Below are 20628 nucleotides of genomic sequence, written 5' to 3'. Positions count from 1 at the left end.
GAACTTCCGCCAAGACATATAGGAGACGTAGGAACTCGAGCGAGGCAAGTGAGCACGGTACTCTACGTCACGGGGGCATGTTCGCTACATTATGCACGTTGTGTTATTAATTCAGTATGGAAGAAAGAAGCTGGCTAGCCACACGGCTTGAGGAAACGGCATGCTTCGAAGTGCCGCCGAGTTCTGCGTACATCACAGACCCAAGTAATACCAACCATGACAGCGTAGTAGAAGATGACACGCTGTATGCTGTCCGTGCTGCGACGGAAGGACTTGCGGTGCAAGGGCGCCGCGCAAGTGTGGGTCGTGGCGCTGAAGGATTCGGCGCTGTTGTCGAAGTTGTTGTAACGTTCGGCGGAATCGGCGGCGCATTCATGACAGTCGAATGGGCGATTAACAAGACCTTGGCCGCCTACCGGGCATTGTGGCACCATCTCGGACGCCGCCCAAACGTCAGTCTTGGCGCAGCCCGGTTCTTGGCTGCCGCCGACTTAACTCAGAGGATCAAGCATAGCAACTTCACTCTTGCCAACTCAGGTGAAGTCGACCCTAATGTTCCTGATAGATCATTCACGGGAGATGACACATTTTGGGCAATATTTAGCGACTTTCCTTATGTATATATCTACATCATTAGCTCCTCAGGTCGCGTCCACTATATTGGCTCACATGAAATTCGCGCTGGCGCAGGTAGTCGTCTACGTTTCTTGCCAGCAGCCAATGGACGCAGAGCGCGACTTGAACCCGAGGAAGATAATTAACACTTTCTAATTTATAGCATATAATCTAAATAAAGTGGTTATTCTACACCAATATGCACTCATCTGACCACTGTCGAAATCCAAAACCGAAACAAACGATTTCTTGCCCAATTGCAGCTTGGATTAGATCACATACATAAATCGGACAATTTTCCCCAAATATTCAGGAGCAAATACGTGCTATACGCTGAGGTAAACGGAGCACCAAGCTCACCAACAGCAGGAATAACCTTATTTGCTGACGAAAATCCACCACTTGGATTCAAGCTAGGGCCACCTACCAAACCCATACGTTTCTCTGTTGGTCAACCAGGGCGGCGTTCTTCAGTTTGGCGCGTATGGGCCAATAAAAACAAAAGCGATGTATATATAGCTAGCCGATTCAGCGTTAAACTATTCAAAATTAGTTTACATGAATCAGGAGACTGGCGAATGCAATGGATCGATGACAAGCATAAGGGGGATACAGCATACCTGCCTAACGAGGGAAATTCTCCGCCGGAAGGGAGAGTCATGGCTCGCTGGAGCAAGCCTCCGGAGGAGATATCCGGATGGACTGATGCGCTTTCTATCTGGGTCCCCGGAAAAGACATTACTGAGGTACCAGGTGACCACGAAAAGGGCAGCGAGTCACAGTGGATCAACGAACCAAGCGCAACGGGTGCTATAGAATTTCGGTTTATGTTAGTAACACCGCGAATGGGAAAGTTTAATCTATCACCAGCACTCAAAGATGGCAGCGAGCTGGGTTTTGTTAACGGCTTTCGGCTAGCCAACGGAGAAGTATTGTTAATATTTGCAGCCACCGTAGAACTAGACGAAAAAAGAAGAGAAGATATCGAGAAGCTTCGCTCCTGGATTCACAAAAACCGACCTGACGATTTTGATGTTTCACCAGAGACTGGACCAAGATGCGCCGTTGAAGAGGTAGGTCAAGACGGACGAAGAAGTTTTTGGGATTTGTCTTTGCGTCATGGTTAGCAATCTTTAGAATTTTGCAATAAATGCCGTCTTGTGCAACTTATCGTGATCTCCGGACACCGCCTTCAGCTCGCTCCTGTGTCCGGAGATTCCGCATGCCTTTCCGATTCGTGGTCGGGCGACCTTCCCTGGACGCACAGGCCAAGTAGGCAATCAGCTCCCGCAAGGGCTCCTTTGGATAACAGGAATGAACTCTACACACCTGCCCCGGTGCTCTACAGCGATACGGTCGAGGTATGACGCGTAGCCAGGGCGAGGCAGCCGAGACCGTCGAACCGCTCACCCACGAGACCGCCGCTCAGACTCTGAAGCAGGTGTGCCAGCGCACGGGCTTGGACTCGACCGGAGCAGAGCTGGTCAGGATCGGGGAGAACGCCGTGTTCCGGTTGCGGGAACCGGTGATCGTGCGGATCGCCCGCACCTCGCGATACGCCGACGCGGCCGCCAAGGAGGTGAGGGTGGCGCGGTGGCTCGAATCGGCCGGCTATCCGGCTACGCGTGCTCTCGACGTTGAGCAGCCCATCGTGGTCGACGGTCGTGTGGCGACCGTGTGGGAGTCGGTGTCGGAACACGAGGAGTACGGCGACATCGGCCAGGTCGCCACGCTGATCCGCGACCTGCACAGGCTCGATCCTCCGGAGACGCTGGAACTTCCCGAACTCGACCCGTTCGTTCGCGCCGACACCCGCTTGGCCAAGGTCCGCGGCGTCTCCGACGACGACCTCGCGTTCCTCCACGAAGGACTAGCAGACGCCCGCCGCAAGTGGAACGAACTGGAGTTCGTGCTGCCACGCGGCCCGGTGCACGGCGACGCGAGCATCGGCAACGTCATCCGGGCATCCGACGGCCACGCCGTACTCATCGACCTGGACGGCTTCGCCACCGGCCCTCGCGAATGGGACCTGATCCAAACGGCCATGTACTACGACCGCTTCGGCTGGCACACCCGCGAGGAGTACGAGACCTTCGTCGGCATCTACGGCTACGACCTGCTCGAATGGCCCGGGTACCACGATCTGGCCGCCATCCGGGAAGTGCTCATGACCATCTGGCTGAGCCAGAAAGCCGGCGACGACGCACGCAGCGCCGCCGAGGTCCACAACCGCGTCGACGACATGCGAACCGGAGCTAGCCGCCGGGACTGGGCCCCCTACTGACCCGGCGTCCACAGCGAGGTCTCGGCCGCCTGTTCCTCGAAGTCGCGCACCACCGGACTGCCGCCCAACTTGTCCAACCGCTGCCGGAACTCGGCCACGTAGACCCCGCAGCGCGCCGACTTCAACCGTTCCCCGATGTCGAGCGCCCGCAACGCCACCTCGCACGCCCTCTCGGCCTCGCCCTGGTCGAGGAAGGCATCGGCCAGCACCATCGTCGCGAAGAAGTCGCTGCGCAGGTACTCGCCGTTGGCCTCACCGAGCGACTGCGTGGCGTACGTACTCGCATCCACAGCACGGCCGAGATCGCGGTTGCAGTGCCCGAACTCCGCAGCGAGCTCGGCATCGTCGAAGTAGTCGAGGAAGTCCGGTCCCTCTCCGGGGATTCGGCGCTCGAACTCCGTCACAGCGGCTGACATCGCCGAATCACAGGCCGAAGCATCTCCCAACCGCGCGAACGCTCTCGCCTCCATCATGTGGAAGTGCGCGGTCAACGTCGGCGTGGCGGTGCTGCTCGTTCCCATCCGTGCTGCACGCGCGAGATTGGCGGCTTCCTTGAACCGGCCGAGGAACGTGGCCTGATGGCTCATCGCGTCGAGCACGCTTCCGGCGAGCCACCGGTCCTCGCCTTCCTCAGCCAGCCGTAGCGCCTGGATGAAGTACCGCTGTGCCAAGCCGTGGGCTCCGGCGTCGTAGGACATCCAGGCCGCCAGCAGCGTCGACTCGGCGGCCGCGGAGAAGAGCTCACGGCCACTCTCGGTTGTGTAGCTGCCCTTCAACAGCGAGCTGACATCGTTGCGAAGAAACTCGATCAACGAACGCCGGGCATGACCACCGCCGTACTGGTTGTCCATCCGAGCGAAGAGGTCCGTGGTGCTACGCAGCCGCTCTATGTCGGCGGAGCCGACCTTCGTGGGGCCGGTGGAACTTCCGCGCCACGGGGACCGGTGCCCGACAAGCCAGTTCAGCGAGACCTCGTTCCAGGCGGCCGAGTTCGTCCCGGCGTCGACGATCCCACGGACTTCTTCCAGGTCGAGCTGCCACAACCGTGTGACGGCCTCGATTCCTTCGGAAACCTCTTCCTCGTACCGCAACCCCAGATCAGCGGAGATGGACTCACCACGGCCGAAACCGATCTCCTCGGGCATCACACGTCGACCGAGCCTCGTCGCCAGAGCGGCAGCCACGCAGTCGCGTGTCCGCTGGTCGCGAGGAACTACACCGTCGAGCCACCGCTTCACGTAGGTGTGGTTGTACGAGCGATCGATTCCCCTGCTGTGAGCCTCACGAGTCACCGCCCGTGCGAGGACTTTCCGGCCGATCGAGCCGTCCGGCGCGAGAAAGCCGGCTTCTCGCATCAGTGACGCGAGTCGCTCGTTCGCTGCCATCAGTCACTACTCCCCGGAAGCTCCCGAGTGCACAAGTGTGCCCCCGAGTGTGCCCTGTTGTCCGGTGTCACCAGAAGAGAAACTCAAGACATCGACGTTAGTGAAGCCACTTTGGAGTCCGCTTTGAACTTGACCACGGAACAGCGGCGGGAAATAGCCACGGAGTTGGATCAGCTTCGCAGGGAGCTGGAGGCTCGTACCTCGGAACTACACGACCGATTGACTGCCATCACTCGTTCGGTCGATCCTGATCGACGCTCTGTTCCAAGCGGGACAGCCGTTGGTCGAGTTCCTGAACGGCATCCTGGAGAGCGTCGCGCAGAGTGTCGATCTGCTGTTTGATCTCGGCGTAGTCATCGCTGTCAGCAGGGAATTCGGGTACCCGCTGAACGTAGACCCCCTTGCCTGGCTGTCCAACGACCACTCCCTCGCTGCGGAGCTCGCGAACGGCAGCACGTACGACGGTGATCGAGACCCCGTAGCTCTCCATCAAGCGAGAGGTCGACGGAAGCTCACCACCAACCGGTAGATCGCCCCTGGTGATCTGACCGCGAAGATCGTCGGCGAGCCGCCGATACATCGGGCGTGCTTCGTTCGAGGTCAACTCGGCCTCCGTCCCCGTAAACAGCACCTACCCCCCTAGTTCATCACATCGAGGCGGCGCACCCTCGTTGACAAACAATATGCACCTGGTGCACCTTGTGCATGTGGTTGCTTCACAGGAAGGAGACGCAACACATGAAGCCAACGGTGAACACTCGGACCACCCGTCCGCCGGAACGGCAGTACTACAGCGTTCCGCAGGCGGCCAGGATCTTCGGCATCTCACCGGTATCGCTCTACCGGGCTATCAACGCTGGCGAGTTCCCGGCCGTGCGCATCCGCGCCCGTGTCTTCGTTCCGATGCGTGCCGTCAACGAGATGACCGAGGCAGCGGTGGCGAACCAGTCCGTGATCGACGCCGCCGACTACGTGCCGGAGGCAGCGGCATGATCGCGGCCGGCGCGGAGACGGCGCTGACGTTCGCGGGGACCCTTCCGGCGCTGCTGGTGGCCCACCACGTGGCCGACCACTGGGTGCAGACCTCGCACCAGGCGAGCAGCAAAGGACTTCCGGGCCGGAAAGGGCAGCTGGCCTGCGCGAAACACGTCGCCGGCTACACCGCGGTGACCGCGGGATTCGTCGGCCTGTTGTGGAGTCTGCTCGGGCTCCCGATAACCCCCGCCGGGTTCGCGGTGGGCCAGCTGGTCTCGGCACTCACCCACTACTGGGCCGACCGCCGATGGACGTTGCGGCGACTCGCGGGAGCGGTGGGACAGGGAGGCTTCTACGCGCTCGGCTCCCCGAGGGAGGGCAAGGACGACAACCCGTCGCTGGGAACCGGTGCCTACGTGCTCGACCAGTCCTGGCACTGGCTGTGGTTGTTCGTCGCCGCCCTGCTGACCGCACTCGTGTGAACCCGAGGACCGAATGAGCATCAAGGTCATGACGTGGGTCTGGGACAACTCCCCGACCAAGGGAACGGAGCTGCTGATGTTGCTGGCGATCGCCGACAACGCCGCCGACGACGGCGCGAACGCCTTCCCCTCGATCAGCACGCTCGCCCGCAAGACCCGGTTGGACGAGCGCACGGTGCAACGCATCCTGCGCAAGCTCTCCGACCAGGGGCAGCTGCACATCGACAAGCGCGGCGGAAGGGAGGCCAACCGCTACACCCTCCTGATGGGACAGCAGTCGTCCACACCCCCGGCGAAACGCCACCCCCGGCAGAACGCCACCGGTGGCACCGCTGCCGCCCCAGGGGTGGCGCAGCCACGCCACCCCACCCCCGGCACAGCTGTGCCGCCCGAACCACCCGGAACCGTCCTGGAACCCTCCACCGGCTCGCGCGCGGCTGAATCGGGAAAACAGGAGGAGGCGGAGACCGACATCGACGCCGTGCTCGACGGGCTCGGGGGTTCGTGGCCGCTGACGCCGCGACAGCGCAAGCGGATCGCACCGAAAGTGGTCCAGGCGCTGGCCGCGGGCTGGTCCAGCCAACGGCTCGCGCACTACCTCGGCGCGAACCCGGAAGGAGTGAAGTCACCGGCCGCCGTGCTCACCGCACGTCTCGACGATCTGCCGGAACCCGTCGCGGACACCGCACCACCGCAACGGCCGGAGTGGTGCGGGAGCTGCGACGAGCCCAGCCGGACGGTCGAGCGCTCGGACGGCCGCTGGGCGCGCTGCCCGCACTGCCACCCGAGCAACGCAGATCCCGACTCGGGGCGGCCGAAGCCGCCAAGCACCCACCGCCCCGAGCCGTCCACCCCAACCGATCAGGAAACCGGAAGGAGTGATTCCAGTGTCCCGCACGAGCGCTGAGCTCAACCACCGGGAACGCGCGACGCTGCGCGCGGTCGCCGAGGGCCGGGTCGAGATGAGCCAGGGCCGCGAACCCGACCTGTTCGTGGACGGAGCCTGCTGCTGTGACCAGGTCACGGCTCACCACCTGGCGCACGACGGGCTACTCGAACCGGGCGGTTCCGCGATCGGCGGAGCCCGCGTGCGAGCCGTACTCACCGAGTCCGGGAAACACCTCCTCGGACTCTGACCTCCTCGGAGACGGCCGAAGCCGCCAAGCACCCGCTGTCTCTGAGTTTTTCACCCCAGTTTTCCAGGAAGGAAAGGCTGAACATGGCCGCGAAGTGGATCTGCCCGGAGTGCGAAGAGGAAGCGATCAACACTCCGCCCACCAAAGCGACTCCGCAGCTCACGGCCGAGGGACTTCCGGAGTGGAGTCACCGCGACGGTGAGCCGCTCTGCCCGGTGATGAGTTCCTCGGGCTACGTGCCCGCGAAGCCCATCTCGCAGTAAGCGATTCACGGCCGGGGCGATCGAAGCCGCCAAGCACCCATCGCCCCGGACGGTCCACCTCAACCCAGTTATCGGGAGACAACCGTGCGTTCAACACTTCTCATTCACCCCGACGACCGCTACGACCGCGACCACGCCAGCGACTCCGAATCCCGCTTCGGGGCGTATCTGCGGCGCAACACCGCCGCCTTCCTCGACGGAGAAGAGCCCACCGAGGATCCCGTGGAGTTCGCCGCCTCCGCCTGGCGAATCGCGCGGCCACCGGTGATGACGCCGGGCTACCTCGTCGCGCACGACCAGATCCTCGACTCGGCGCTCCTGCGCGAGGAGGACGGCACGACGGCGATCCGCGTCGACCTCGCCACGAAGCTGCCTTCCGAGATCGTGCGCGGGCTGCGAAACCGCGGGAGCGGTTGGATCAGCGGTCCGACGCAGGTGGCCAACATTCTGCGGCTCGACATCCCCGTGCCCACCGACCGGCTTCCCGAACCGGCCTACTCCCCGCTCGCCGTGCCGGACACCGAGACCGCCAAGGAAGCACTCGAACAGCTCTGCGAACTCGTCAATTCCGCCCTCGGCGGCGCACTCGTCGACCTCGTGCGGACGGAGGCCGCGTGATGCCGAACAACAGGATCACCCACTTCCAGCGCGAACAGCTCGAACGCGCCGCACAGTTCGCCGAGTCCGACGGCTGGGAGCTGCACCTGAAGGTCAGCGACGACGAACGGCGCAACTGCGCCGAGGTCCCGGTGGACGTGTTCTTCCCGAACGCCGACGAGGACAGCGGGGAACGGCTCATCCGGGCCGAGCGCGAACGCATCGCCGAGCAGTGCCGGGGCTGCCCGGTGGCCGACGAGTGCCTGGCGGGCGCGCTGCTGCGAGGCGAGCGCTACGGCGGCTGGGGCGGAGTCGGCCAGCCCGACTTCCAGCGGCTGAGCAGGATCTTCCGGAAGCTGCGGCAGCGGGGCCGCCTCGCCGAGATCGGAGGTAAAGCGGCATGAGCACTCGATTCACGGACCCGCGCGCCGCACGAGCAGCGGCCAGGGGCGAGGCGGAACGCGTGAGGGCCGAGGCCGAGTCGGTGCGTGCCGAGACCCGGCGTGCCGTGGCCGAGGACGCCGCACGGCGGGCCCGCGAGGAGCGGGCCGAGCGGGAACAGCGCAGCCGGCGTCGTGCCGCCGAGCGCAGGCAGCGGCTCGCCTCGGCGGGCGGTTGGATCGGCGCGCACCCGACCGAGCTGCTGATGAGCGTGATCGTGGTGGTTCCCGCGCTGCTGGCCTGGTCGGCGATGGCCGCCTACGGGGTGGACATCTACGGGCCGCTCGGTGGCGTGCTGCCGCTGTTCAGCGAGGGCGCGATGTGGGCGTTCGCGTTCTCGGTGCACCTGGCCCGCCGCCAGGGACGCCCGACGGGGTGGCTGCACACCGGGGTGTGGACGTTCGCCGCGGTCAACGCCGCGCTGAACTTCCTGCACGGCTTCGGTGCCTCCGGCGTGGTGACCGGGCTGGTCATGGCACTGGTCTCGGTCGGCGGCGTGGTCGCGCACCAGCTGATCACCGCCGCTCCGATGCGCACCCGCCGTTCCCGCGCCGAGCGGGAAGCCGCCCGCACGGCCCGGATCTCGCAGCGTCGCAGGGTTCGGATGGAGCGGGACGCCGTCCGCCGGTCGGTCGGCGAGCTCGGTGCGGACGGTTCGATCCGGCTCCGGCACGCCCCCGGCACGGTCACGCTCGGGCGCGGTCCGCTCGGTGCCCGGCGGCTGCGGGACGCGGTGGTTCCCGGCCTGCCGCCGAACGGTTCCCAGCGGTCCGAGGAAACCGATCCGGGCGAGCAGTTGGCAGCCGAGATCGGCCGGTGGCTCTCCGGTGAATCCGCCCCTTCGGAACCGGCGGGAACAGCGAAAACCGACTCGGCGACCTCGACAGCGTCCGATTCGGGAACCACCGACGAACTGTCCGAACTGGTGGCCCGGACCCGGCGGGCGATCGAGGCGGGCGAGCTGAACCCGCGGCCGAGCCGGCGGGCCGTGCAGCGGCACCTCGGTATCCGCGCCACCACGGCGCAGGAGGTGCTGCGCGCACTGCGCGGTCGCGGCGGCGACGGCAGGGCGGAGGTCGCGGCATGACCGAACAGTTCAGCCGGGAACAGATCGAACGGGCGCGGCGGGCGCTGCACACCCGCCGTGGCCCGGCCGGGCGGCCGATAGCCGCGACCGCCTGGCAGTGCGAAGGCCATTGGCAGGCCGACGACCAGATGGACATCTGGCAGTGCGCCGACGAAGTGGAACTCGACGCGATGCGCGCACGCGGTGAGGAGGTGGACGAACATGGCGACGACGAAGCGTGAGCCGAAGCGGGTGCGCTCGATGCGACGCCGCAGCGCACACCACGCGGACCGGGCGCGCAAGGCGAGCACCCCGGTGGAGCGGTTCCGGGCCGCGCAGGACGCGCTGCTCAGCGCCGTCACCCACTCCCGCGCTCCGGCCCGCACGGCGCGCGGGAAGTACGAGGAGATCGCCGAGCACGTGCGGCGGGTGCTCGACCGTGGCGAGCCGAACGCGGCGAGCGCGGCGCTCTACGACAGCAAGCTCAACCAGAGCGGCACCGATTCGGCGCGGTTGGGCAACGCGCTGATGTGCCTGCGGGGTGCGATCTCGCTGCTGCCGGAAACGGAGCGTGACCGGCTGTTCGAGCACTACGCCCGGCACCTGGGCGAGGAGGCCCAGCTGATCGACGCCGAAGGTGGTGACCGCTGATGCCTATCCCGGATCCGTGGGAGAGCCCCGATTCGGCCACCGCGAACCCTTCGGAAGAAGGTCCCAATCGGGGGCGTGAGCGCGAGCCCGAGCGCGATCGCGCACGCGCGCGCGAGGAACCCACCGAACAGGACGCGGAAACCGAGGGCGGCGAGGTGCTGCCGTTCCCGAGCGACCGACAGGGTTCGAACACGACGAGTAGTCGAGTCGAACCGCACTCGGACGGCGGGAGACCCGCACACGTCTCCGTGGTGAAGCTGCGGAAGGCGGCCGCCGCCTGGACCTCGGAGGCCGGCAGCAGCGCCCGTGCGGCCCTGGACGGCTCGGTGTGGCGGGCTCGCCCACCGTCCCTCCGCGACATCCACACCCGCGCGCGACACGCCGAGTGGTCCGGCGACATCCCCGCGCTGCGGGCCGCCGGGCAGTGGTTCGGCTGGGTGTCCCTGGTGATCACCGCCGTGGGATACGCGCTGCTCTGGCTGGCTCGCCGGCCTTCCCGACTCCTGCTTACCACCGCCGTAGCCGTGCTGATCACCGTGCTGGCGGTCTGAACTCCCCGAGGAGGAATCTTGTCCTGGGCGATCATGATCGTGGCCTTCGGACTGGTCGCGATCCTTTGGAAGCGCAAGAAGGCCAACCCCTGGTGGCTGAAGTCCTCGCTGGTCTTCATCGGCGGGTGCTCGCTGGCGGACACCGCGCTCGGCGCGTGGCTGGCCGCCCGCATCAACGAGATCGTCGGCATCGTCCCGGTCAACAGCAGCATCGTCGTGGGAGCGGCGACCCTGCTGCTCATCGTGCTGACCGTCTACGACATCGGCATCGACCGGAAGGCCGACAAGACGGCGCTGATCTGCCTGGTCGTGCTGCCGGTGCTGTTCCTGGCCGGTGTCGGCCCGCTGGCCGAGGCGGGCTCCGGGCTGACCGAAGCGATCTCGCAGGTCGGTGCGAACAGCATCGGCAGGCTGATCGGAGGTCAGTGATGGGGATGCTGCTTCTGGCGATGGTGCTGGCTGCCGCGATCACCCACGCCGCCGAGCAGAGCACCGCCCGCACCAGGGCCCGCTGGGACGAGGCCCGTCGCCGCGCCGAGGAACGCGGAGCGGCCAGGGAACGAGCACGGCAGGAACGCCTCAGGTCGGCCAAGTCCCGGTGGCACGCCGCCGTGTCCACCGGGCCGCGCCACCTGCTGTGGTGGGTCTACGCCGCCGGCTGGGTCACCGCCGGAGCGGTGGCCGCGCTCGGTGCGGGCGCGGTCGGCGTCTACTCCGGAGCCGTCTCCGGTGGCCGCTCGGGATACCAGGTCGGGCTCGAAGCCGGACGCCGGGGCGCCCACTACCGCGAAGCCTGGCAGCAGTGGCGCCGCGAGACACCGCGGCCTCGGGTGGAGCTGGCCAAGTGCCGCAACTGCGGCTACTGGGTCCGCGCCGAACAGCTCGACCAGACCGGCGCCTGCCCCGACTGCACCAGCCCCGCCGAAAGCGGCGCCGCCTGCGGAGCCACCGGGCAGTGCGCGGCTTGCCGCGCCCGCTACCCCTGGACCGAGCTGCGCGTTATCCACACCGGACGTCCCCTGTGCCGCACGTGCTGGCGCACCCCCCACGTGCGCAGCACCGTTCCCCGCCGCTGCGCATGGTGCGCCCGACTGACCGAGCCCTACGAGCTCGACCAGGACGGGTGGTGCCCGGACTGCGCCTGGTGGCACGACTCCGGCGCCTTCGACGACTCGCGCGGCGCAGGCCCCACGCCGGGAACGAGAACTCCGCCACCCGGCAGCTCCCAGTCGTCCGGTGGTTCGCAGCACGCCAACGGCGAGCAGCAACCCGACCGGATCTACGTCGACGCGGAACGCGCCGACAAGCACGAGGAAGAAACCGAGGAACCGAAAGGAATCACCAACACCATGGCCGAACTCATGCCCGCCAACAACACGGTCGCCGCGACCGGCGAGGGCTACAGCGACACCGTCCAATCGCTGCAGTCGCTGGCGAAGCTGCTCACCCTGGCGCACGAGGAGGTGACCAACCTCGGCGACGTGCTCACCGCCAACAGCCTGGACGCCGAGACGCTGAACCAGATCAACGAACTGGCCGACCTGCTCGACACCGCCGCACCGATGGCCGACCGACTGCACAAGCACGTGGAAGGCAGGCACGGCGGGGTGGCGGACGCGATGGCCGCCGCGGGCGGAAGTAGCAACGTCGCCGAGAAGGGCTGGTACGACCAGTACTGAGCTGCCGGGTGCGTGGCCCGCCCCGGCAGCCGCCGGGGCGGGGTGCGGGTCACGACAGCTCATCCCGAGGAGCCCTGATGGACAGAGACATCACCCTGCTCGAACTGGACCACGACGAAATCGCGGTGCAGCAGACCAGCACAGACACGTGGGACATCTACGTCCAACCCGGCCACTACTGGGACACCAAACCCACCGGATTCCTGGACGAACTGCACCGCAACGGCGAGGTCGCCGTGCTGCACCGCGACACCGGATCGGAGTGGAACCATGACTGAAACCGCCGTCGCGAAGGTCGATCACTCCGACGGGGTCTCGAGCTCCCCGGAGGGAACACAGCGGACACAATCGGTCCTACGCGAGATTCGCCGCCTGACGCGCCGTTACCGGATGCAGGCGATACCGTTCGCGGCGATCGGCGCCACTCACGGGATCGGGGCCGTCGCGGCGGCGCTGGAGCCGCCGGAGGCGCTGCTGCCGGTGGCGGCGGGCTGGACCGCCTCGGCCGGGATCTACGGCTACGTGCACCGCGAAGCGTCCCGCTGGGACCGGCTGTACGCCTGCGTCGCGGCGGGAAGCTCCGCCGGTTGGCAGGCGGCCCTCGCGCTTGCCGGTGCGAACGGTGTGACGGCTGGGCTGATGTGGGCGTTCGGCGCGGCCCTGTCGATCCCCTGGTGGGTGCGGCACGCGGAACCCGATCCGGACGTGACCGCCGAACTCGCCGCACCACCGCAGCCCAGGGAAGCGCTGCCGGTGGCGCCCGGCACGGCGGATCGGCGGTTGAAGCTGTGGAACGAGCACATCGCCGCCAACGGCAAACCACTCCCCGGCTCCGCCCTGGACGGGATCACCGGGTTCGCCTACGGCTGGAAGGCCACGGTGACCCTGGCCATCGGGGAGCACTGGCACACCACGCTGCAGGCGCGGAAGTCGATCCTGTCGGTCTACGACCTGCCCGACGGTCGGGTGTTCGTGGAGGCGATGCACGGCGAGTCGGTCCGCAAGTCGCGGCTGACCGTGCTCACCAGCGACCCGCTGCAGCAGAAGAACCACTGGAACGGGCCGGGCCTCGACCCCGAGACCGGGAAGTTCCCGCTGATGATCGCCGCCGACGGCGAGCCGCTGCACTTCAAGTTGTGGAACCCGGGAGCCGGCGCCCTGCACGCGCTCATCTCCGGGGTGACGCGTTCGGGCAAGACCAAGGTGCTGGACGTGGTGCTGACCGAAGCGAGCATGTCGGACCGGGTGTATCCGCTGGTGATCGACGGAGGTGGCGGTGCCTCCCTGCCGCAGTGGCGCGAGCGCGCCAACCTGTTCGCGGGCACACCGGAGCAGGCCCGCGAGGTACTGCGCTACACGCTGCGGCTGATCGAGCGGCGGCGTCCCGTCGTGGAGCGGCAGGGCGGCGGCTCGCTGGAGCCGTCCCCGGAGCTGCCGCTGGTGCCCGTGGTCATCGACGAGGCGCACAAGCTGCTGATGAGCGACGACGAGACCGACAACCGCGACATCGTGCGGATGTGCGAGCAGATCACGCAGGAGGGCGCCAAGTTCGGCGTCTGCCTGATCCTCGCTACCCAGGTGCCCTCGGTGAAGCAGCTGGGCAACTCGACCGCGCTGCGCGACCAGGTCAAGGCGGGAACGATCGTGGGACTGCGGATCACCGAGAAGGGCTCCGGGAACATGATCGACACCGGTGATCCGATGCCGGAGCACCTGAAGGACCTGCCCGCCGAGTTCCCCGACGGCAGTTCGACGCACGGGCTCGGCTACATGATGACCTCGCGCAAGATCCGGGCGCGGGCGCTGCTGCTGGAGAACCCCGCCGAGCAGCCGGTGACGCCGACCAGGCTCGATCCGGATTCGGCGGCCGAGCCGGCACCGGCGCTGAACGCGGCGAAGAAGCCGGCGGAAACCGACCCGCGACGGCGGTCCGGGCCGACGGCCGAGGACATCGACGCGACGGTGCGGGAGGCGATCGAGGCGGGCACCGAGTCAACTGTGGAAGCGCTGATGCGGGACACCGGGCTCGCGATGACCCAGGTACGCGCCGCGTTGAAGCGGATCTGATCAGACCTTGCGGTAGATGTCGTCGATCGTCTTGCGCAGCTTCGCCGCGTCCCTGTCGGCCACCCCGGAACGCCCCTCGGTGACCAGCAGCAGGACGTAGCGCCGGAAGAGCTTGTCGGAGTCCCCGGTGGACTGCGCCAGCCAGCCGCGGAACTCGTGCACGAACAGATCGACCGCCGCGAACTCGCTCGGAGGACCGACCACGTTGCACGCCGCACGCAGCGCGATCAGCCGATCCATCTCCCGGTCGTCCACACCGGGCAGGTTCACCACCGAGTTGTTGTCGAGCTCCATGCGCCCAGCCTAGCCACCACGACCGACGCACCGAGGACTTCCGGCCGAACCACGGCCGGGACGGTCCGAGTCACCACGAAGCCGCCAAGCACCCGGTGACCCGGATTCATCCACCCCACTCGAAAGGAGAACACCGTGCGAATCCGCGACGGTTCGACGAGGAACGGAATGCTCACCGCCCTCGCACTGGGACTGACCGCCACCGGCTGGTGGTGCACCGGCCGCTACGCCTCGCGATTACACCGCGAGCTGCGCACCGACCCGCTGACCGGACTCGGCAACCGACTCGCACTGCGGGAGGCCTTCCAGCGCGACGGCGCGGGCAACGGCCGGTGCGTGGCCGTGCTGCTGCTCGACCTGGACGGTTTCAAGGAGCTCAACGACACCCACGGACACCGCTTCGGCGACCAGGTGCTGCGCGAGGTGGCGCGGCGGATGCGCGAGAGCCGGCGCCCGGGTCGGCTCGCCGTGCGGTTGTCCGGCGACGAGTTCGCCTGCTGGCTCGGCACGCTGCCGGACACGCCGGCGCACTGGCAGCGGGTCGAGGAGCTGCAGCACGCGCTGGCCGAACGGCTCGCCGAACCGATGCTGATCGAGGGAAGCACCGTGCGGGTGAGCGCGAGCATCGGAGCGGCGATCACTGCCGGACCGGCCGACACGCTCGAAGGCGTGCTGGAGCAGGCCGACCGCGCGATGTACCGCGACAAGCGCGGCCGCTCGGACCGCCGCAGGCGGCACCAGGAAGCGCGAGGATGACACGCGGCCGCCCACCGGATCCCGCCAGATCCACCCATCAACAAGGGGCTATCACCCGCAGCTCGCGCCGAGGTGATCCCGCCGAGTGAGCACGGAGCCGCGCCTCCTCAGCGCACACGCGGATTGGGCGAGCATTCGCTCGCTAGGTCGGTGGTCAGGCAAGCGGCGAAGCCGCTTCCGCCACCTACGCGGCCGGAGCCGCCGCGGGTTCTCTCGTGAGGCTCTCGCGAGGACGGTCCCGACGTTGTGTAGGTCGCTACCCGATGTCGGGGCACCCGCAGCGAGAGCCCGCGAGAGGTTCCGCCACCCGCGCCGATTGAGCAAACCAATCCGCCCAACCTTCTGAACGAGGTGCGGCGCCGGGTCCGCTCGGACCAGACCCGACCGGGACGCGTCTGCCTGGCAAGCGTGGCGTCCCGGCCGGGTTCCCACGACCCGAAGGAAGTGGAGACCCCATTGTCTCTGGACAGGAATCTGCCGCTCGTCGACCTCAACCGACCCGGCTCGAACGAGCCGAACCCGACGGAAACCCCGGACGAGCTGTACGGACGACTCAACCGGTTCCTCGCCGAGGGCCTGGACTACATCGCCGGGTTCACCCCGCTCGACGACAGCGATCGGGAGGACCCGGACACCGCGCTCAGCCGTACCCAGCTGCTGTCGCTGCTGATCGGCTTCCTCGGCTGCGACACCACGGAACCGCTGGACAACCGCACCTACACCCTCGTCTACACCGACGGGGAGCAGAACAAGTCGAACTACCAGACGATCTGCGTCCCCGACTACCGCACGGCCTCACCGGTCCTGTTCACCCGCGAGCAGGACAACCGGGCGCGCCTGGTCAACCGCTCCACCGGACGGACCCTTGCCGAGGTGCTGGTGCACGCCAGGATCTTCGCGGCCAGCAACCACTACTACAGCCGCGTCGCGCCGGACTTCACCGAACTGCCCACCGCGGCGATCATCTCGCCGTACTCCACCTGCGCGGGAGGATGCCTGGGCTGCTCGCGCGGCGCGGTCAAGAGCTTCACCCCTCCGCCGAAGGACTACATCGAGCGGCACGTGGCGCAGTTGGCAGCCGACTACGACCGCCGTGGCTGGGACCGCGGTGAACTGGTCAGCGTCAACATCACCACCGGTTGCCAGCCCGACGAGGACCGCGAGCTGGAGATGATGCTGAACCTGATGCGGACCTACCGCCGCTACGGGTTCGGCAACGCCGCCTTCCACGCCTTCACCTACGCCATCGACTCCACCAGGGCGATGGAGCTGCTGCGCGAGCACGGCGCGATCGGGTTCATCGGCACCGTCGAGACCATCAACGACGCCGAGCGGATCCGGCAGTGGGGGCGCAAGAAGGGCTCGATCACCTTCGAGCGGCACCTGGAGAAGTACCGCCGTGCGCGCCGGGTGGGCTTCGACATCGTCGAGACCGACTACGTGCTCGGTGCCGACTCCTACACCGAGATGCTCGACGGCATAGCCGAGCTCGACGAGAACGGCGTCGCCGTGGTGCCCAACATCAAGCGCAACTACACCGTCGAGCAGCTCGACAGCAACCACCGGGACCTGTGGCGCCACGGAATGCGCTACATCGCCGACGGGTTCCGCGCGGCGCTGTCCAGCTACGACAACGGCACGATCAAGCGGCGCGCGGCGCGCTACTCGGTGGACTACCTGCGCCGGTGCGGCCGGGAAGTGGGTCTGCGGGACCTGCCCATCCGCCACACCTGATCCCAACCCGCACGTAGTCCCAACAAGCCCGTAGCCCCAACTCATTCGTAGTCCCAGCCCGGCCGGGGAACGTCTCCCGGCCGGGCTCTTTTCACCGAGGAGTCGTCATGTCCGTCACCGTGAACACCACCGAAGAAGAGCTCCACGGCCCGCACGCACCGATGCCGCCGCAGGACATCGAGGCCGAGCAGTCCGTGCTCGGCGCGATGATGCTCAGCCGCGACGCCATCGCCGACGTGATCGAGGTCGTGCGGGCCGGGGAGTTCTACCGCCCCGATCACGGGGTGATCTTCCGCCACGTCGTGGAGCTGTTCGGCCGAGGCGAGCCAGCCGACGCGGTCACCGTGCGCGACGCGCTGGAGCAGTCCGGCGAACTCACGCAGATCACCCGAAACTCCGACACCGGGACGTACCTGCACACGCTGCTGGAGGCGGTGCCGACCGCGGCGAACGCGACGTTCTACGCCGAGATCGTGGCCGACCGGGCGCAGCGGCGCCGCATCATCGAGGAGGCCAGCGGCATCCTGCAGCAGGGCTACGGCGGGCAGGGCGAGGCCGCCGAGCTGCTCGACCGGGCGCAGGAGCGGTTCTCCTCGATCGGGCGCAGCCGCACCGAGGACATGTACTTCCTGCAGGACCTGGCCGACCCGCTGATGTCCGAGCTGGAACGGATCCAGCGCAACGACGGCCGCTCCGGCATCCCCACCGGGTTCACCGAGCTCGACCGGCTCACCAACGGGCTGCAGCCGGGACAGCTCGCCGTCGTGGCGGCCAGGCCGGGACTGGGCAAGTCCGCGCTGGCGCTGGACATCGCCCGCTCGGCCGCGATCCGGCACCGCCGTGGGACGGCGCTGTTCAGCTTGGAGATGGGGCACGGTGAGCTGATGATGCGGCTGGTCTCGGCTGAGGCGAAGGTGCGGCTGGACCGGATGCGGGGCGGCTACATGTCCGAGGCGGACTGGAGCGCGACCGCGCGGCGCACCGGCGACGTGCAGGACGCGCCGCTGGTGATCTCGGACGCGCCGAACATGACCATGATGGAGATCCGGGCCAGGGCGCGCAGGCTGAAACAGCGCGGGCAGCTGGACCTGGTGATCGTGGACTACCTGCAGCTGATGACCTCGGGCAGGCGGGTCGAGTCCCGCCAGCAGGAGGTCTCCGAGTTCTCGCGGAACCTCAAGCTGCTGGCCAAGGAACTGGAGGTGCCCGTGGTGGCGCTCTCGCAGCTCAACCGAGGGCCGGAACAGCGCCTGGACAAAAAGCCCGAACTCGGGGATCTGCGGGAGAGCGGCTCGATCGAGCAGGACGCCGACCTGGTGGTGTTGCTGCACCGGCCGGACGCCTTCGAGCGCGACACCGCCCGCGTCGGCGAGGCCGACCTGATCCTGGCCAAGCAGCGTTCCGGACCGACCGGGGTGGTCACAGTGGCCCACCAGCTGCACTACAGCCGCTTCGTCGACATGGCCCCGGAGCCCGGCTGAACCGCCTCCGGATGTGCCCGAATGGTGGGTGCGGCAAGTGCCACCAGGGTGCTGGCCAGTGCCCACACCGCCGTGGTGGCCAGCAGCAGGCGGGCGTCGACGTGCTCGGCCAGCGGGCCGGCGGCGGCCAGGCTCAGCGGCACGAGGACCAGGTTGCCGAGCTGGAAGCAGGACGCCACGCGGGCAAGCTGCTGGTCGGGCACGTGCCGCTGCAGCAGCCAGGCTTGGGTGGCCAGGTAGTACGAGCCCTGCAGCCCGAAACCGAGCGCGGCCAGGCTGACCAGCCACAGCGGCGCGGCAGCGGCGAACAGCGCCAGGTACGGCAGCATCAGCAGCGAGGCGGCCACCGCCGCCACGAGCGGGCGTGATGGTCGCAGTCGCAGTGCCAGCGCGCTGCCTGCGATCGAGCCGATCGCCTGGACCGCTCCGATCACCGCCCACGAGGCCGCACCGTGGTAGTGCTGCCGCGCCAACAACGGCCCCAGCAGCATGTGCGGGCCGATCACCAGCGCCTGCAGCAGCGCGGTGTAGCCCAACAGAGTCCGCAGCCACGGCGTGACCGCCACGTGCCGCCAACCGCCCCACATCTCGCCCAGCACGCCCCGGCGCCCCCGCTTCCCGGCGAGCGTAGTCACAGGGCCGATCAGCAGCAGCGAGAGCGCACTGCCGGCGAACGTGGCCGCATCGGCCAGCAACGCCCAGCCCGAGCCGAGCCCGGCCACCAGCAGGCCCGCCACGCTGATCGCGGCCACCTTGTTCACATTGGCCGCCAGCCCCAGCAGCGCGTTGGCCTGCCGCAGCAGGTTCTCCGGCACCAGCGCGGGGAGCAGTCCGGTGGCCGCCGGGGTGAACACCGCGGTGCCCACACCCGCGCAGCCCTGCAGCACGATCAGCGCCCAAAGTGGAAGCTGACCGGCCAACAACAGGGCCCCGCAAACCGCCTGGGAGGCCATGCGCCACACGTCGGCGGCCACCATCACCCACCGCCGGTCGAACACATCCCCCAGCACCCCACCGGCCAGCGTCGCCACCACCACCGGCAACCGGTTCGCCAGCAGCACCCCGCCCAGTCCGACCACCGAACCGGTCAGCTCCAACGCCGCGAACGCCACCGTCAACGGCACCAAGCTATCCCCGAACGACGACAACACCCGCCCCACGAACAACCACCGAAACCCCCGCACACGCAGCGGAGAGACAACACCAGGACAGTCCACACACGACGTTGAAACGGCCATCCGGCCATCACAGCCGGGAAGAGCGACCTACGGAAGAGACCAAGACAGTGATTGATGAACCCCGAAATCATTATTCATTGTCTGTATCTAAATAACCGTAATCAATACTAACCACCCAGAAGCGGACTTTCTATTTCAGCAATAGCTTCACCTGTTCGCGAACACTCATTAGCAAAATCTTCTACATGGTCTTCATTAACAATATGAACTAGGTATCTTTCATAAAGAACTCCTGTGTTTACCTCCACACATGATCGCTTTACTTTTCTCAATTGAAGGTCACCATCGCTACTCAGCGAACAATCGTAAATACTTCCCGAAGTAACGACAACTGGCACATAGAAACTGGCCTTATCTTTAATCCTCCTAGTCTTTTCTTCTGTAGCCATACCAACCGCTGCAGCAAGCGCCTGGCGAGCTGAGTCATAGGACCAATCCTTCGCATTACCAGTACGTAACCCTTGAGTGACAGCATAACCAGCCATTGACGGGCCAGATAAGAGCCTATTCTCTTGATCAAGAACAGCAAGGGAGAGCTCGAAATCTAGATCAGCATCAACAGGGGAAACACCAGGATATCCAGTTATAGTAGCTATTTTTTCGTCATCAGTGAAAAAGTTCTCCTCTGGGGAATCTAGGTCATAGCTTTTAAAGACCACACTAGGGGAAGAATTTGATTTACATTCGAGGACAATATTCAGCGAGACAGGACCGCCCCTCTTCAATCCGCCCCAGCCAGCTACTACATCAGTTTCTCTAAGGAGAGAACTATCCCGATCTCGATAGCGACAAGACTGACCTATAGTATGACTAAGCTGTTCAAATATATAGGCAACCTTCATCTCAAGCGGATAACCTTGCCCTTGGAGCCACTCCCTGATAGATTCCTCTTCGCTCTTCTTATTCAAGATCATCCTCACTAATAAAAACGCG

The 20628-nt window shown here is 66.3% G+C and carries 26 protein-coding genes; 21 read left to right on the top strand and 5 right to left on the bottom strand.

The genetic code is table 11. From position 1 onward, the window contains the following. Positions 1 to 116: 116 nt before the first annotated feature. The 3 genes from ACOQFL_RS19760 to ACOQFL_RS19750 all read left to right on the top strand — a co-directional run bounded on the left by ACOQFL_RS19760 (position 117) and on the right by ACOQFL_RS19750 (position 2899). Positions 117 to 761, top strand: a complete 645-nt coding sequence (locus ACOQFL_RS19760; protein ID WP_435545681.1) for a hypothetical protein — start codon at positions 117 to 119, stop codon at positions 759 to 761. Between the two features lie 177 nt (positions 762 to 938). Beyond that, positions 939 to 1742: a hypothetical protein gene (locus ACOQFL_RS19755; RefSeq protein ID WP_435545680.1), complete on the top strand. Its 804-nt coding sequence runs from the start codon at positions 939 to 941 to the stop codon at positions 1740 to 1742. 236 nt (positions 1743 to 1978) lie between these two features. Then, positions 1979 to 2899, top strand: a complete 921-nt coding sequence (locus ACOQFL_RS19750; RefSeq protein WP_435545679.1) for a phosphotransferase enzyme family protein — start codon at positions 1979 to 1981, stop codon at positions 2897 to 2899. Here ACOQFL_RS19750 and ACOQFL_RS19745 read toward each other — a convergent pair. Further along, positions 2893 to 4284, bottom strand: coding sequence for an NsdA family TPR-like regulatory protein (locus tag ACOQFL_RS19745; RefSeq protein ID WP_435545678.1), 1392 nt, complete (start codon positions 4282 to 4284; stop codon positions 2893 to 2895). The two genes, ACOQFL_RS19750 and ACOQFL_RS19745, sit on opposite strands and share 7 nt — an antisense overlap. Before the next feature lie 229 nt (positions 4285 to 4513). Further along, on the bottom strand, positions 4514 to 4888 hold the full coding sequence (locus ACOQFL_RS19740; protein WP_435545677.1) for a winged helix-turn-helix domain-containing protein: 375 nt from the start codon (positions 4886 to 4888) through the stop codon (positions 4514 to 4516). Between the two features lie 134 nt (positions 4889 to 5022). Here ACOQFL_RS19740 and ACOQFL_RS19735 point away from each other — a divergent pair, with 134 nt between their 5' ends. The 15 genes from ACOQFL_RS19735 (at position 5023) to ACOQFL_RS19665 (ending at position 14192) form a co-directional block, all read left to right on the top strand. Further along, entirely contained in the window at positions 5023 to 5277 is a 255-nt protein-coding gene (locus ACOQFL_RS19735; RefSeq protein ID WP_092629362.1) for a helix-turn-helix domain-containing protein, read from the top strand. After that, positions 5274 to 5741 (top strand): transcriptional regulator, encoded by a 468-nt coding sequence (locus ACOQFL_RS19730; RefSeq protein ID WP_435545676.1) that lies wholly within the window; start codon positions 5274 to 5276, stop codon positions 5739 to 5741. Before ACOQFL_RS19735 ends, ACOQFL_RS19730 begins: the two co-directional genes overlap by 4 nt. A 13-nt stretch (positions 5742 to 5754) precedes the next feature. Next, positions 5755 to 6648 carry a helix-turn-helix domain-containing protein gene (locus tag ACOQFL_RS19725; RefSeq protein ID WP_435545675.1) on the top strand — a complete coding sequence of 298 codons (894 nt, stop codon included), beginning with the start codon at positions 5755 to 5757 and terminating at the stop codon, positions 6646 to 6648. After that, positions 6629 to 6877, top strand: coding sequence for a hypothetical protein (locus ACOQFL_RS19720; RefSeq protein ID WP_435545674.1), 249 nt, complete (start codon positions 6629 to 6631; stop codon positions 6875 to 6877). Before ACOQFL_RS19725 ends, ACOQFL_RS19720 begins: the two co-directional genes overlap by 20 nt. An 83-nt stretch (positions 6878 to 6960) precedes the next feature. Continuing rightward, positions 6961 to 7140 (top strand): hypothetical protein, encoded by a 180-nt coding sequence (locus tag ACOQFL_RS19715; protein ID WP_092629356.1) that lies wholly within the window; start codon positions 6961 to 6963, stop codon positions 7138 to 7140. Between the two features lie 84 nt (positions 7141 to 7224). Next, entirely contained in the window at positions 7225 to 7758 is a 534-nt protein-coding gene (locus ACOQFL_RS19710) for a hypothetical protein (protein WP_435545673.1), read from the top strand. Next, positions 7758 to 8141, top strand: a complete 384-nt coding sequence (locus ACOQFL_RS19705; RefSeq protein WP_435545672.1) for a WhiB family transcriptional regulator — start codon at positions 7758 to 7760, stop codon at positions 8139 to 8141. Before ACOQFL_RS19710 ends, ACOQFL_RS19705 begins: the two co-directional genes overlap by 1 nt. Continuing rightward, positions 8138 to 9265: a DUF2637 domain-containing protein gene (locus ACOQFL_RS19700; RefSeq protein ID WP_435545671.1), complete on the top strand. Its 1128-nt coding sequence runs from the start codon at positions 8138 to 8140 to the stop codon at positions 9263 to 9265. The genes ACOQFL_RS19705 and ACOQFL_RS19700 overlap by 4 nt, the downstream gene beginning before the upstream one ends. Next, positions 9262 to 9486 (top strand): hypothetical protein, encoded by a 225-nt coding sequence (locus ACOQFL_RS19695; protein WP_435545670.1) that lies wholly within the window; start codon positions 9262 to 9264, stop codon positions 9484 to 9486. Before ACOQFL_RS19700 ends, ACOQFL_RS19695 begins: the two co-directional genes overlap by 4 nt. Next, positions 9467 to 9895, top strand: coding sequence for a hypothetical protein (locus ACOQFL_RS19690; RefSeq protein WP_435545669.1), 429 nt, complete (start codon positions 9467 to 9469; stop codon positions 9893 to 9895). Before ACOQFL_RS19695 ends, ACOQFL_RS19690 begins: the two co-directional genes overlap by 20 nt. Next, the gene (locus tag ACOQFL_RS19685) at positions 9895 to 10446 is read left to right on the top strand and encodes a hypothetical protein (RefSeq protein WP_435545668.1); all 552 of its coding nucleotides are present in this window, start codon (positions 9895 to 9897) and stop codon (positions 10444 to 10446) included. Before ACOQFL_RS19690 ends, ACOQFL_RS19685 begins: the two co-directional genes overlap by 1 nt. 18 nt (positions 10447 to 10464) lie before the next feature. Further along, entirely contained in the window at positions 10465 to 10875 is a 411-nt protein-coding gene (locus tag ACOQFL_RS19680; protein ID WP_092629339.1) for a hypothetical protein, read from the top strand. Next, positions 10875 to 12125: a hypothetical protein gene (locus ACOQFL_RS19675; RefSeq protein ID WP_435545667.1), complete on the top strand. Its 1251-nt coding sequence runs from the start codon at positions 10875 to 10877 to the stop codon at positions 12123 to 12125. Before ACOQFL_RS19680 ends, ACOQFL_RS19675 begins: the two co-directional genes overlap by 1 nt. 77 nt (positions 12126 to 12202) lie before the next feature. Continuing rightward, the gene (locus ACOQFL_RS19670) at positions 12203 to 12403 is read left to right on the top strand and encodes a hypothetical protein (protein WP_043576250.1); all 201 of its coding nucleotides are present in this window, start codon (positions 12203 to 12205) and stop codon (positions 12401 to 12403) included. Then, entirely contained in the window at positions 12396 to 14192 is a 1797-nt protein-coding gene (locus ACOQFL_RS19665; protein WP_435545666.1) for an ATP-binding protein, read from the top strand. Before ACOQFL_RS19670 ends, ACOQFL_RS19665 begins: the two co-directional genes overlap by 8 nt. Here the strand turns inward: ACOQFL_RS19665 and ACOQFL_RS19660 are convergent, their stop codons facing one another. Further along, positions 14193 to 14486 (bottom strand): hypothetical protein, encoded by a 294-nt coding sequence (locus ACOQFL_RS19660; protein ID WP_092604620.1) that lies wholly within the window; start codon positions 14484 to 14486, stop codon positions 14193 to 14195. A gap of 135 nt (positions 14487 to 14621) precedes the next feature. Here ACOQFL_RS19660 and ACOQFL_RS19655 point away from each other — a divergent pair, with 135 nt between their 5' ends. From ACOQFL_RS19655 to dnaB, 3 genes are all read left to right on the top strand, one after another. Then, positions 14622 to 15242: a GGDEF domain-containing protein gene (locus ACOQFL_RS19655; protein ID WP_435545665.1), complete on the top strand. Its 621-nt coding sequence runs from the start codon at positions 14622 to 14624 to the stop codon at positions 15240 to 15242. Positions 15243 to 15698: 456 nt separating this feature from the next. Further along, positions 15699 to 16976, top strand: a complete 1278-nt coding sequence (locus ACOQFL_RS19650) for a radical SAM family protein (RefSeq protein ID WP_435545664.1) — start codon at positions 15699 to 15701, stop codon at positions 16974 to 16976. 107 nt (positions 16977 to 17083) lie between these two features. Next, entirely contained in the window at positions 17084 to 18457 is a 1374-nt protein-coding gene (gene dnaB / locus ACOQFL_RS19645; protein ID WP_435545663.1) for a replicative DNA helicase, read from the top strand. Here the strand turns inward: dnaB and ACOQFL_RS19640 are convergent. Next, positions 18418 to 19695 carry an MFS transporter gene (locus ACOQFL_RS19640; RefSeq protein WP_435545662.1) on the bottom strand — a complete coding sequence of 426 codons (1278 nt, stop codon included), beginning with the start codon at positions 19693 to 19695 and terminating at the stop codon, positions 18418 to 18420. The two genes, dnaB and ACOQFL_RS19640, sit on opposite strands and share 40 nt — an antisense overlap. Positions 19696 to 19802: 107 nt before the next feature. Beyond that, positions 19803 to 20603, bottom strand: a complete 801-nt coding sequence (locus ACOQFL_RS19635) for a hypothetical protein (protein WP_435545661.1) — start codon at positions 20601 to 20603, stop codon at positions 19803 to 19805. Positions 20604 to 20628 lie beyond the last annotated feature (25 nt).

Origin of the sequence: Actinopolyspora sabaoui (genome assembly GCF_051225635.1) — a bacterium.
In the GTDB taxonomy this organism is placed as follows: Bacteria; Actinomycetota; Actinomycetes; order Mycobacteriales; family Pseudonocardiaceae; genus Actinopolyspora.
The sequence above is the reverse complement of the archived record's forward strand: the minus strand, read 5'-3'. Positions and strand labels throughout refer to the sequence as shown.

What these genes read in the sequence shown, in the direction of transcription:
- dnaB (WP_435545663.1), top strand. Translation starts at nt 17,084, where the DNA reads ATGTCCGTCACCGTGAACACCACCGAAGAAGAGCTCCACGGCCCGCAC.
- ACOQFL_RS19760 (WP_435545681.1), top strand. Translation starts at nt 117, where the DNA reads ATGGAAGAAAGAAGCTGGCTAGCCACACGGCTTGAGGAAACGGCATGC.
- ACOQFL_RS19700 (WP_435545671.1), top strand. Translation starts at nt 8,138, where the DNA reads ATGAGCACTCGATTCACGGACCCGCGCGCCGCACGAGCAGCGGCCAGG.
- ACOQFL_RS19725 (WP_435545675.1), top strand. Translation starts at nt 5,755, where the DNA reads ATGAGCATCAAGGTCATGACGTGGGTCTGGGACAACTCCCCGACCAAG.
- ACOQFL_RS19735 (WP_092629362.1), top strand. Translation starts at nt 5,023, where the DNA reads ATGAAGCCAACGGTGAACACTCGGACCACCCGTCCGCCGGAACGGCAG.
- ACOQFL_RS19670 (WP_043576250.1), top strand. Translation starts at nt 12,203, where the DNA reads ATGGACAGAGACATCACCCTGCTCGAACTGGACCACGACGAAATCGCG.
- ACOQFL_RS19685 (WP_435545668.1), top strand. Translation starts at nt 9,895, where the DNA reads ATGCCTATCCCGGATCCGTGGGAGAGCCCCGATTCGGCCACCGCGAAC.
- ACOQFL_RS19660 (WP_092604620.1), bottom strand. Translation starts at nt 14,486, where the DNA reads ATGGAGCTCGACAACAACTCGGTGGTGAACCTGCCCGGTGTGGACGAC.
- ACOQFL_RS19705 (WP_435545672.1), top strand. Translation starts at nt 7,758, where the DNA reads ATGCCGAACAACAGGATCACCCACTTCCAGCGCGAACAGCTCGAACGC.
- ACOQFL_RS19665 (WP_435545666.1), top strand. Translation starts at nt 12,396, where the DNA reads ATGACTGAAACCGCCGTCGCGAAGGTCGATCACTCCGACGGGGTCTCG.
- ACOQFL_RS19690 (WP_435545669.1), top strand. Translation starts at nt 9,467, where the DNA reads ATGGCGACGACGAAGCGTGAGCCGAAGCGGGTGCGCTCGATGCGACGC.
- ACOQFL_RS19745 (WP_435545678.1), bottom strand. Translation starts at nt 4,284, where the DNA reads ATGGCAGCGAACGAGCGACTCGCGTCACTGATGCGAGAAGCCGGCTTT.
- ACOQFL_RS19715 (WP_092629356.1), top strand. Translation starts at nt 6,961, where the DNA reads ATGGCCGCGAAGTGGATCTGCCCGGAGTGCGAAGAGGAAGCGATCAAC.
- ACOQFL_RS19730 (WP_435545676.1), top strand. Translation starts at nt 5,274, where the DNA reads ATGATCGCGGCCGGCGCGGAGACGGCGCTGACGTTCGCGGGGACCCTT.
- ACOQFL_RS19675 (WP_435545667.1), top strand. Translation starts at nt 10,875, where the DNA reads ATGGGGATGCTGCTTCTGGCGATGGTGCTGGCTGCCGCGATCACCCAC.
- ACOQFL_RS19640 (WP_435545662.1), bottom strand. Translation starts at nt 19,695, where the DNA reads ATGGCCGTTTCAACGTCGTGTGTGGACTGTCCTGGTGTTGTCTCTCCG.
- ACOQFL_RS19750 (WP_435545679.1), top strand. Translation starts at nt 1,979, where the DNA reads ATGACGCGTAGCCAGGGCGAGGCAGCCGAGACCGTCGAACCGCTCACC.
- ACOQFL_RS19695 (WP_435545670.1), top strand. Translation starts at nt 9,262, where the DNA reads ATGACCGAACAGTTCAGCCGGGAACAGATCGAACGGGCGCGGCGGGCG.